We start from the raw sequence: 11,398 nt of genomic DNA on the forward strand, positions 1-11,398 counted from the left end.
AGCTAGAAAGCTAGAAAGCTGCAAATCTTTAAGTCAGTAAAGTAAAGCATAGAGATCATAGAGATCAGAATAGTGATTACTCTGCTTTGCTTTTTATGGGATTGGGAGATAAATTAGCTCAACATGTAAAAAGTTAACTGCTATAACTGCTATAACTGCTATAACTGCTATAACTGCTATACTAGTAAAAACTAGAACAAGTACAAACTTAAGGGCAAGTAAGAGATTAAATTAAAGGTATAGATAATTATGATAGCTTGGATATTTTTAATCGTTGCCGGTTTATTTGAAGTTGGCTGGCCGTTAGGTTTAAAATTAGCAAATAGTGCTAATGAGTTTAAAATTTTAGGTTGGGTTATTGCTTCTGTATGTATGGCTTTAAGTGGCTTTTGTTTATACAGTGCTATTAGAGAAATCCCTATGGGAATAGCCTACGCAGTATGGACAGGTATCGGTGCTGCTGGTACTTTTGTTATTGGCGTACTGTTCTTTAAAGACCCTGCAACTTTTTTAAGTTGGGTTGGAGTAGGAATGATTGTTGGTGGGGTAGCTTTATTAAAGCTATCAACCGCAGGTCACTAACCCTTACAATACCTAGTCAATCGATAATCGATAATCGATAATCGATAATATCAATACACTTAAATAAACAACTATTATGGATAACTAATGAGGCTATGAGATAGTCGATTAGATTATGAGATGCCAAGTAGGTTATAACTAGTAATGGTTGAATGTTTAATTGCCAAGGATCTCGGTCTCCTTTCTCAAAGAAAAGAAACCGAGATCCTTAGTCGTTACAAATCTTAATATTTGTACTGTACTTACCTAATGTTTGTTTATTTTACAGGATATTCTTATTGACTATGTCTAGCCTTGTCTATGTCTATCATTGTCTAGATCTATCCCTATTGTCTTCTTATTTTTATTTTAGGGAGACAGCCCATAGTTTCTAGGAGCAGAGAATAAGGGCTAAAGATAAAGGTGTTAAGCCGTAGGAATTTCTCCAGCAACGAAATCTGCGAGGTCAATGTAGTAGCTCTTTTTGTTAAGACTCCAAGCTGTATCTGCAGATTGCGTCATAGCTAATAGCTCTTTACCATCATATGTACCGTACATGTCGATAACAGCATTGAGGAATAAGATAGTATTCTTGTCTTCGATCTTACGAGCAACAAGATTTAGTTGCTGGTTAATAGGAGAAGAATCATATCCCTTAAGTAGGGATTCCCGAACAAAGAAGAAGCTAATGATTAAATATCATTAAATTTCTTACCTTTACATTAAGTCAACAATCGATTTAAAGAAGGGCAGTCTGCCCTGCTAGAAATCGAGGTAACCTAATGTTATTTAGTAATTTATTTAGAAGAAAATGATCAATTTCGGGAATCCCTACTTAAGCTCATAGTAAAGATAGGGAATTACTGGACCATACTGCCAACGCACAAAAGCATCAGCAAATAAGATATTTGTATACTTTTGTATATGCCAAGCCTGTGCAAAAAAGAGCAATCTTTGTAGTTTCATTACAGTGAGATTGGGGAGCTTGTCCGGACGTTTTAAAGAGATTTCGATAAAATGATTTGCTATTGAAGCAACTGAGTAAAGGTTCATATTTTTACTCCAAGATTACAGTTAATCCTATTCTAAACTCTTTTATCTTTGCTTGTTAAAAAAGTTCATGGCTAGCTAAACTAAATACAAAAGTTTTCTTCAAAAGTGTGATCAAGATCATACTTTTGTAAATTTTTATTAAAAATCGAGATAAAAAATTAAACTTTGATCTAAAAATAAGATAGAATAAAAATATCGAATTAAGAAAAAATACTTAATTTTGCTTAGATTAAGCTACAAACGAGCTTTTTTCTACAAAATTACCTTTCCGTTTGTAATTTCACAACTTACAAACGTAGATTATTTTGCCTTGCAAAATAATCCCTATCCTCAAACAGAGACAATTAATCTTACCAAACTAAAGATTTCAGCAAATCTTTAATTTTTATACCCACTAGATGTTTTGTAATCTTAATCTCCTTGTTCAATTTTGTTAGCAACAAAGAGTGCTAAAATTTGTAGCTTCTTAGCTTTCGAGCTTTCAAGATTTCTAGCTTTAGAGCTTTTTAATTTTTCTATCAAAGCTAAAGCTTTTAAGCGGAGAATGCAAACTCTAGTGCAAACACTTCTTTTTAGAAAATTCCAATTCCAATTTTTTAATCCTATCAATAACTCCAATTTGTGCAAAAGCAATTTAAGAGCGAAGTAGAACTGTGTTCTGTTATTACTTTATAGGATGCAATTGTAGCAACAATAGCAATTGTAACCGAAATATCAAAGGTAGCATTAACTATTATTAAGTATTAAGCTTTGCTTTCTATGTTCAGTAATAGTTCAAACTGTTTTACAATGCTCCAGTTTTGCAACAGCTCTTTATAACAGTTCTTTGCCTTTCTCCCTCTAATAAACTCTTTCCCCCAACAACATATTAGTGAACTACTTTTCATGTGTCACTAAATTGTTTGTGCCACTAATTTGTTTGTGCCACTAATTTGTTTGTGCCACTAATTTGTTTGTGCCACTAATTTGTTTGTGTCACCAATTTGTTTTTGTCACCAATTTGTTTTTATCACTAGTTTGTTTTTGTCACTAGTTTGTTTTTGTCACTAGTTTGTTTTTGTCACTAATTGTTTTTGTCACTAATTGTTTTTGTCACTAATTTATCTGTGTCACTAATTTATCTGTGTCACTAATTGCAAATTAACTTAACTGATTGCTTAAATCAATCCACCACTCAACACCAGCAGTTTAACAACTACTCAACCACTAACAATAAATACTCAACCAGTATTAAGTTGATGTATTGAAGCATTAGGGATTACCCATGCCTTATCTAATGAAATACTTCTGGGGGATCTTACTTCTTTGCTGTTTGACTTGGCAAACAGCAAAAGCTAACCACGAGCAAGCTCGTGCCATATTACAAGCTACAGACCAACAAGTTTATCAGCAACTACGTAATGATCCACAGTTTATCCGAGAGATTAGCAAACTCAAATGGGCTAATCTCAACCAACTCAATTTTCAACAACTAACTCCTCAACATCAGGAAGAGTTAGTCAAAATAGTTGCTCGTTTACTCCAATCTTCGCCAACTATTGTTGATCCTCAGCAATTAGCAACTTGGGAACATAGCAAAGAGTACCGTGATCAAGCTAGCGGTATAGCAGCCATTAGTTTAAAGAACATGCCTGCCCTTGAGTTCAATGGGGTTGCTAATTCCCTACGCAACATCAACCAAGGACAACCTTGTCGTCAGGTACAAAATAAAAACCTTTCTTGTACCCAACCGCGTATTATGCTCGCCTCTTGTCGTGTAACACCACAATGGCAAGGTGATAACCAAGGATATGGTGACCTAGTTGATCTACCTCAGTTTTTACAAAATAATCAAGTTTGTGGCAAAGATTGCTTTCAAACGCAAATTAACTCGGCGGGGCGTTTAATGCGAGAAAGCTTTAACCTTGAAGTTGCGCATCAGTTACCGCAAATGCGTTTTGTGGTGAAAGTTGTTAGTGGCAACGTCAGTATAAATGGTAAGCGTCTTAGTCCAGGACAAGAACTTGATCTATCTGAACTTTACAATCAACGCCAGCAAGCACTTGCGTTTACGGTAGCTAATCCACGTGTTCGTGGTAAGAACAATGTCCCTTTTACCTTGAAAGTAAGGGGATACTATAAAGCCGAAATCATGGCAACTCATATAGATTGGCATCTTGAAGATTGTCCATGGGCTGCTTTACTTGAACAGTTTACTCGCCTCGAGGCTACGCAAGATTTTACCAAAGTTAAAGACGGTGAAGTTGTACAACCCCAGTTTAAAGCTCGTTGTCTCGAGGGAGAGGTTAAGTTACCTACAGATAAAACCACTTGCGTCACAATAAACGGTAAACAGTATTGCCGTATTCAAAATCCTCACAACCCCTATTTGCAAGCACCAGTATGGTGCTCGCAAATAGAAATCACTTGGCAATACACGACCAAAGTACCAGCAAGTTGTAAACGCACTCTCGAGCAAATGATGCAACAGGGGCAAACAACTTGCAGCCGTACAGCTCGAGAACCAATTTATTTACAAAATGATGCAGTTGCAGATCAACAAGATCCGTACAGCTTGTTTTATACCTCGCTCGCGAGCAAAGCTAAAGGTAATCAACTGCGCGGGGTTATAGGTTATAGCTACAGCTACATTTGTAACCAAGTAAGCAAATGCCCAGAGCAATTTAACAGTGCCCCATTGAGCAGTGATTGTCCATTAGAAATTGAAATTAGTGAGCAAGACAAGTTCTACCTAAGTACAGAAACTCAAGTTTGTGCTCTGGGGCGTAACTGTCCAGACTTTATTGTTGCTCATCGCACTAAAGGCGCAGTTTCGCAAGAGAAAAACTGCAAGATCTTGCTTAATGACAACGGTTTAATAACTTACTCTTGTCAGAAGCCAGCTAAGTATCGCAATACTGTGGTCACGACCACCAATAAGTGTGCAAGGTTCACTTGCCAACCTGGTGATATGGGCTGTGCTCGTTTAGGGCAACAGCAAGACATGGGGCAAGTAATTGCAGCTGTTTCTCTACTTGGAGGCATCCAAGAAGAAAGTCAGTGTGATCCACGTACTGGAGTTTGTAAAGTCTTTGCAGGGCGACCCTACAGCTGTCGCTGTAGTGCCAAAGGCATGGTGGACTGTTGTAACTTGCCAAGTCAAGTTTCTCTTAATGACTACTTGAACCTTGGCTTTAAGCTCATGCAATTTAATGAGTATGCCTCCAAAAGCTTTGGTTATGAAAATCCTTTAGGTTCTTGGTCAAGCTTAGGAGAAATGCTCAATGCCGGTTTTGCCAAAGCTTATGAGTTTAGTAAACAAAATTTAACTTCGTTGTATGAGAATCTTGTGGGTAATAGTACAGCTACAGGCACTAGCTTAGCTAGTGCGAGTAGCAGTAACCTAGCAACCGCAGAACCACAACAGCAGATCTTACAACAGCTAAGTAAGAGTTTGTACAAGTGGTTACAAGACAACCTAGGTGAAGATATTGCCGGTAAGATTTTTACCGTGCAAGGTAGTACGGGTAACCTCCAGTTAAATCCAGCAATTAGCCAAGGTTTTAACTATGCCATGACGGTGTACTCGGCATATAGCTTTGGTAAAAATGCTCTTGAGGTTGCTTACGGCTGTAACGAAAGTGAAGTGGAACTAGCAAATAAGAAAAAACTTCGCTCTTGTTCATACCAACGTAGCTATTGTAGTCAACGTATCCTAGGTGCTTGTGTACAAATGACCCATGTAAGTTGTTGTTACTCAAGTCCCCTAGCGCGTATTTTGCAAGAGCAAATTCGCGCGCAACTCAAAATACCTCAAGGAGCGAATTGTGAACCTTTAACCACCGACGATCTTGCCTTAGTTGATTGGAGCAAAATCAACCTCGATGAATGGGTTGCAATTATGCTAGCTAACCCAGAGTTTGCCCAACTAGGAGAAAAGTTAGCTAAACAACAAACTTTACTAAGTCGTATTTCAGCAAATGCTGAATATGACCAGCGTGACGCTAGTGAGCGTAACCAAGCTCGTCTTGATCATTTAAGTGAACAGTTAACCCTTGATGCGTTTGTGGAGCGTGCAATTATGTTCTTACTAAGTGACTAGAACTTAGATTGAGAGGTAGAGGTAGAGTTAGAGTTTAATTTGCTAGAGGGGATAAAAATGTTAAATCTACCTTAGCTTGAATTATAAGTCCTAGCTCTTAGCATAACTACAACTCTAACTCTACCTCTAAATCTACCTTCCTAGAGGAGAATGTAAGCCTAACTTTAAACCTAACTTTAAACCAAACTAATTCAGTTTTAACTTTAAGTGTAAATTCATTCTGCCTAACTTTTCATCTTGCTACTTTACGTAACAATTTACCTTACCAACTTTACTAGGAGTGTTTATGTTACTTTCTCCTTTTGTAAAAATCCTTATCAGGAGTTGCTTTATCAGGAGTTGCTTTTTCTTCTGCTCGATTGTTGTCTTGGGATTGATGTTAACCTTTGGTTTCAAGACGAGCTATGCAAGTACTACTAGCCAAGCTAGTAGTACCTTGCAAAGCTCGCATACTTCTCAAAACTTACAAAACTCTAAAGGTTCTCAAGCCTTACAAAACTCTCAAGGTTCGCAGGTCTCGCAAAGCTCTCAGAGCTCACAAACCACAGCAAACAGTAGTAACGCAAACTCTGCACAAAACAACTTGCAATACCAAGGACAAAGCTACGGTTGGTTTTACTACAACTGGCAACTAGCGCAAGACGCCGATGAAGAACTTGCAAGTAAAACAACAGTTCCTCCTGTCCCAAAGTTTATTAGTAGCGCTTGGCTCAAAATGGCATTACCTCTCTACCTTGAACAAGCCCTTGATAACCCAAGTGAGGAAAATGTTCTTACTTACCTCTATTTACAAAACTATGCAACTCAACAAGCGAGCTTGTTTAGTGAACAAGTAACCTTACTTACCCAAGGTAATGCTCTTCTAGATAACAATGGCGTTTTTCCTCAAAATGCAGTTGCTCGTCAATACCGTGAGCAAATGGCAGCGCATACTCGTCGTATGGTACTTAGCCATTACGCCCATAAGCTCTTACTAGTTTTTACCCTAGCAGGTGATTTTGAAAGTAAGAACTTTGCCATACTTGCAGCGCAAAACGCAGAAGCCTTGGGGATCAAGGTGGTAATCGCTGCCATTGATGGTCAAGTGATACCTGAATTGAGGAAGTTTGAGTACTTACCAGCAGAGGAAGCGCTGGCATTTGCTGATAATGCTCAAGTTGAGATATTACCAACGGTGCACGTCTTTAGTTTAGAGAAAGGAGAAGTACTCGTTGAGGGAGCAACTGATATCCAAGACTTTGAAATGCGTTTACTGCGCTTTATGTACAAGGAAAACATTATTAGTCGCCAACAGTTTAATCTGGCGCGTGGGGTTATTAACGAGCGCTTACAAGAAAGTGAACAAGTTGGTGATCTAATTAAGAAGTTAGGTAAGTAGGATTCTGTATATACGAGGGATTAAATATAGATCTCTCTATATCGATGAGTTGGTCATTGGGGTCTTTCTATTAAGGGGTTAATGTAAATCTCTTTTTTGTAGTGAGGGGTTAATATAGATCTTCTGTTTGTTGAGGGGTTAACTAATTAAACTAATTGCCCCAATTAACCTAATTAACTTAAAAAGAAGAACGAAATAATTAATCGTCAACTTGTTGTATTTATTGAGTAGTAAGTAGTAGGTAGTAAGTAGCGAGTAGTGTATGAATCAAGTAAAGATATTTTTTCTCGTTTTAGTAAGGTTATGGTTAATTGTTTGCTTGGTGGTGCAACCACCAGTAAGCATTGCCAATTCTATCCAAGAGCGCATTAGCGCTCATCTCAACGTGCAAAGTCATTATACTTCCGCGGCTAGCATTCGTGCCCTTGATCGTAATGTTTACTATGGCGGTAACTTTAGTTTACGCAACCAATTATTAAACATCGAGTTGTTAAACTTTGACGCTCCGTACATAAATGCTGGTTGTGGAGGGATAGATATGTATGGTGGGAGTTTGAGTTTTATTAACAAGGAACAGTTTAACTTACTGTTAAAGTCAGTAGCTTCAAATGCGATAGGTTATAGCTTTAGTTTAGCTTTAACTCATGTATGCCCAACTTGTAGTCAAATAACTGAGTCTTTGCAACGTAAAATTCAAATGCTCAACCAGTATTTTGGGAATTCTTGCGCGTTAGCGCAAGGAATTGTAAATGATTCAGTTGCTGCTATTACCGGTTCGACCAACAATAAACTTAGTTTAATGGCAAACATCAAAGGGTTTGGGGATACCTTTACTAGTTTTTCAAGTCAAGCAAGTGAAGCCAAACAAGAAGTTCTGCGTACTAACTCTAAAGTAAAACAGAACTTCTACGGCAATATCTTGCTTGAAGCTTTTAAAAAAGCTTATGGACGTGAGTTCAATCAAGAGCAGATTATGAGCATGCTCTCACTGACTGGTACTTTAGTAGTAATTCCTCAACATAAAGGTAAAGATGAGCAAGATCAAATCAAAGCCTACCCAGGTAATTTAACTTCTTTTACTAAGTTAATTAACGGTGGGGTTACTTCGCAATACACTTGCGCTAATTCTAAGTGTGAAGAGATAAAAATCAAACGCGTGACTAAACAAACCTTGCCAGAGCAAATCAAAGAGCTCTACCTAGGTAAGAGTAACAGCGGTGGGGTTATTAGTCTCTACGAGACTAATCGTGGTTCTCTAACCAATGGACAAAAGCAACAGCTTTTGTTAATTGGTGAGGGGATAAATAGCCAAATAAAAACCTTAGCCCAGATCTCTCCACCAGCTGCGCGTGATTTTGTTAACTTTGCAGCTAACTACATAGCTTACAAGTATGCAAGCCAAGAAATTGAGTATGTCTTTAGACTTGCATTTACTGCTTTGCAGTTAATGCAAGAAAGTCCAACTTATGACAAGCTTAATCAACTATTGCAACATAGTTACCAAGCTTATGTAGACGTTATCAATACTTACTCTGAACTTGCTAACCCTAGTGCCATAGTTGAATATTACAACAACCTGCAACTGCAACTCAATCCTTACTACGGCAAGGTTAAACCGCAGTAACTAAAGCAAGTCTTTACCAAAGCAAGCCTTTATCAAAGCAAGCCTTTATCAAAGCAAGCCTTAACTTAAAGTAAGTAATTACTTAAAGCAAGCAGTTACTCAAAGTAAGCAATTACTCCCAGCAAACTAAATTAAGGTTATTGCGGTTATTACGGGCAACAATTAGAAATAATAGAGGGGATAAGAATATAAGAAAAAGCAGTAGTAAAGTAACGCTAGTAGGTCGAGTGCACGAACAAATAATTTAACGCCAAGAGTGAGTCAAGTTAACTAGGAGAATAGATGTATGTGGGATATCTATGTCATTGGTGATGTAAAGTTTTTACAAGCAATTCTTGTAGGGATTGCCATGATCTTTCAAGGAGATAGTATTTGGGTTGCTGCAAAAATCTTTCTCCTCCTAAGTGTGTTGCACTTAGGCATAAATGCTGTTTTACAAAACAGCTTTATGCAGGTGCAACAGCTAGCAATAACTTGGTTGTTACTCTCGGCTTTGTTTGTCCCGCGTGTTGATGTCAATCTCCACGATCGTAATAGTCTGCTAAGCCAAAGAGTAGCAGGGGTACCTGTGGGCTTAGCTATCTTTGCTAGTTTTACGAGCAATATTGGTAAGCAACTGGCGCAAATGATGGAGCAAGCTTTTACCTCTGCCAAAGCTAACTCAAGTTACCCTGCGGTTACGCAAAGCTTTGAGCAACTACTGGCATTGCGCAGTAATGTGTTAGAGAGCATGTTTAGTAACCAAGGTAAGCGAGCTTACCTCGCTTACTCATGGCAGGAGTATCTGACTAATTGCACTAATGTTAGTTTAAATCTAACTGTTGAAGCTTCAGGATCGCAAGACCTACACGACTTGCTTAACTCGAGTTTACCTGATGCTGTGGGTTTTAAGTCATCGATTTACTATGTACGTATTCTTGATAAAGACGGCAAAAGTTACTCAACTCTTACTTGTACTGAAGCTTTTACTCGTCTCAAGAATCAAACTCTTGAAGCAAGTCGTGAGCTTTTTAAACAAGACAAAGGTTTTAACCAAAGTAGTATTAACTCCGACATTAGTATCCTCTCTGCCGGACAACTTGATGCCCAAAAGTACGTAGTCGCTCTGGCAATGGCGCAAATGATTGCTCAACAACCAGCTTACACCAATTTGGGGAATGCAACTCTCAAGCAAAGCCTGGCAAGTTTGTACAGTCAGTGGAGCTTACAAGGGAATATTTTCACCAGTACGGTCAAACCTTTAATTACCTTTCTTGAAGGGTTTTTCTACGCAGTGGTGCCTTTTATCTTCTTGTTGCTCATGTTGGGGAACTTTGGTTTACGTATGCTAGGGAAGTTTATTATGCTCTTGGTTTGGTTACAAATGTGGCAACCGATTATTAGCATAATCAACCTTTACTACCAACAAGCCATTAGTAAGTCTTTAAGTCAGTTACAACATAGTTATATTGCCCTTGATAGTTTTTGGGGAATAACGCTCTTTAGTCAGAAGTTAGAGTCATATATTGCTACTTCGGGGATGTTACTCTCTTCAGTAGGAAGTTTAGCCTTGTTTTTAATCTACGGTGGAGCGGTGGCTGCTACGAGTTTAGCGAGTAAATTGGCACCAGCGGTGCCAAGTGCCTCGGCGAACTTAAGTCCTAACATAGTTCAAGCTGCGCCGGTAGTACAAGCTGGTTCGGTTTACTCAAGCTCTGCTTATGAGGGAACTTACAAAAGCGGAGCGCAAATGGCTGTTGGAGCTGTTGCCCTTGAATCTTCGCGTGCAGTTTTACAAAACGCCCAAGAGCAACTCCAAACCATTTGGCGCAGTAGTGCTAGCCAAATGAGTTCAACGAGCCACGGAAGTAGTAGCTCCCAAGGCTCGAGTTCTCTATTTGAGCAAGGTACGACTACAAGCCAAGGATCAATTAGCAGCAATATCGAGGGAACTACGAGCTCTAGTAGTATGAGCCAAACAAGTAGCACCACTACAAGTGAGGGAGCAAGTACCACTAGTAGTCTCGGAGCTGGGGGACTTGCAGGAGTGGGATCTGGTGGTCTTGGAGGTGCGGGGATAAATGCCCGTACAGCCCATGAAGTATCTTCTCGTCAAACTACAATTAACTCCCAAGAGCAAGGTCAAGGACAAGTTCGTAGCTCGAGCGAAATTGAAGCTAAGCAATTTACCGAGCAAAGTACTGTTGGTCAACGCCAAAGCCAAAGTCAAAGTGAGCAAAGCTCACAACAGCAAGAGCAAAGAGCGCAAGCAAGTAATGAACTAGCTACACAATTTAGTCAAGAGAACCAACGTATTCAACAAACCCTTGATCGTTTAAGCGCAAATCAAAGTATGAGTGTACTTGCCCTAGCGCAAAGCTTAGCAAGCAATAGTCAAGCTAGAGACTACATTCAAGGAATGGTTAATGCCAATCCTCAGCTAGCGCATCAAGCGCTAGCAAATGAACGAGCTTTAACAGCTCTAATCCCTGATGCCGAGCAACGTCGTCAAGCTGCGAACCTGCAAGCAATCTTTAGTCAAGGATCAGCTTATGAAAAAGCAGTAAGCTTATACACAGCTGTAAACCAACAAGCCCCATCAGCTATGACGGTACAAGCTCTACAACAAGTAACCAGCTCAAATAATAGCGCAAGAGACAAGTAAGCCAATAGCTAAATAGCTAACAACGTAATACCCCATAACGGATAGGCAAGACAACGG

7 protein-coding genes are annotated in these 11,398 nt (G+C 39.0%); 5 read left to right on the plus strand and 2 right to left on the minus strand.

The features are described 5' to 3' along the window. Positions 1 to 249: 249 nt before the first annotated feature. Positions 250 to 582: a DMT family transporter gene (locus CKF54_RS03930; protein WP_262407806.1), complete on the plus strand. Its 333-nt coding sequence runs from the start codon at positions 250 to 252 to the stop codon at positions 580 to 582. A 405-nt stretch (positions 583 to 987) separates the two neighbouring features. Here the strand turns inward: CKF54_RS03930 and CKF54_RS08260 are convergent, their stop codons facing one another. Further along, positions 988 to 1,119, minus strand: a complete 132-nt coding sequence (locus tag CKF54_RS08260) for a hypothetical protein (RefSeq protein WP_262407807.1) — start codon at positions 1,117 to 1,119, stop codon at positions 988 to 990. A gap of 273 nt (positions 1,120 to 1,392) precedes the next feature. After that, positions 1,393 to 1,614 carry a Panacea domain-containing protein gene (locus tag CKF54_RS03935; protein ID WP_119524986.1) on the minus strand — a complete coding sequence of 74 codons (222 nt, stop codon included), beginning with the start codon at positions 1,612 to 1,614 and terminating at the stop codon, positions 1,393 to 1,395. A 1,264-nt stretch (positions 1,615 to 2,878) separates the two neighbouring features. Here CKF54_RS03935 and traN point away from each other — a divergent pair. The 4 genes from traN (at position 2,879) to CKF54_RS03955 (ending at position 11,341) form a co-directional block, all read left to right on the plus strand. After that, positions 2,879 to 5,695: a conjugal transfer protein TraN gene (gene traN, locus CKF54_RS03940; RefSeq protein ID WP_119524988.1), complete on the plus strand. Its 2,817-nt coding sequence runs from the start codon at positions 2,879 to 2,881 to the stop codon at positions 5,693 to 5,695. A 376-nt stretch (positions 5,696 to 6,071) separates the two neighbouring features. Next, positions 6,072 to 7,073, plus strand: coding sequence for a conjugal transfer protein TraF (gene traF, locus CKF54_RS03945; RefSeq protein WP_222987503.1), 1,002 nt, complete (start codon positions 6,072 to 6,074; stop codon positions 7,071 to 7,073). Positions 7,074 to 7,335: 262 nt separating this feature from the next. Continuing rightward, positions 7,336 to 8,697 (plus strand): conjugal transfer protein TraH, encoded by a 1,362-nt coding sequence (locus tag CKF54_RS03950; RefSeq protein ID WP_119524992.1) that lies wholly within the window; start codon positions 7,336 to 7,338, stop codon positions 8,695 to 8,697. Between the two features lie 286 nt (positions 8,698 to 8,983). Continuing rightward, entirely contained in the window at positions 8,984 to 11,341 is a 2,358-nt protein-coding gene (locus CKF54_RS03955; protein WP_119524994.1) for a conjugal transfer protein TraG N-terminal domain-containing protein, read from the plus strand. The last annotated feature ends 57 nt before the right edge of the window (positions 11,342 to 11,398 follow it).

Origin of the sequence: Psittacicella hinzii, assembly GCF_003585885.1 — a bacterium.
Taxonomy (GTDB): Bacteria; Pseudomonadota; Gammaproteobacteria; order Enterobacterales; family Psittacicellaceae; genus Psittacicella.

Coding starts and splice junctions, on each gene's coding strand:
- CKF54_RS03930 (WP_262407806.1), top strand. CDS start 250: ATGATAGCTTGGATATTTTTAATCGTTGCCGGTTTATTTGAAGTTGGC.
- CKF54_RS08260 (WP_262407807.1), bottom strand. CDS start 1,119: ATGTACGGTACATATGATGGTAAAGAGCTATTAGCTATGACGCAATCT.
- CKF54_RS03935 (WP_119524986.1), bottom strand. CDS start 1,614: ATGAACCTTTACTCAGTTGCTTCAATAGCAAATCATTTTATCGAAATC.
- traN (WP_119524988.1), top strand. CDS start 2,879: ATGCCTTATCTAATGAAATACTTCTGGGGGATCTTACTTCTTTGCTGT.
- traF (WP_222987503.1), top strand. CDS start 6,072: ATGTTAACCTTTGGTTTCAAGACGAGCTATGCAAGTACTACTAGCCAA.
- CKF54_RS03950 (WP_119524992.1), top strand. CDS start 7,336: ATGAATCAAGTAAAGATATTTTTTCTCGTTTTAGTAAGGTTATGGTTA.
- CKF54_RS03955 (WP_119524994.1), top strand. CDS start 8,984: ATGTGGGATATCTATGTCATTGGTGATGTAAAGTTTTTACAAGCAATT.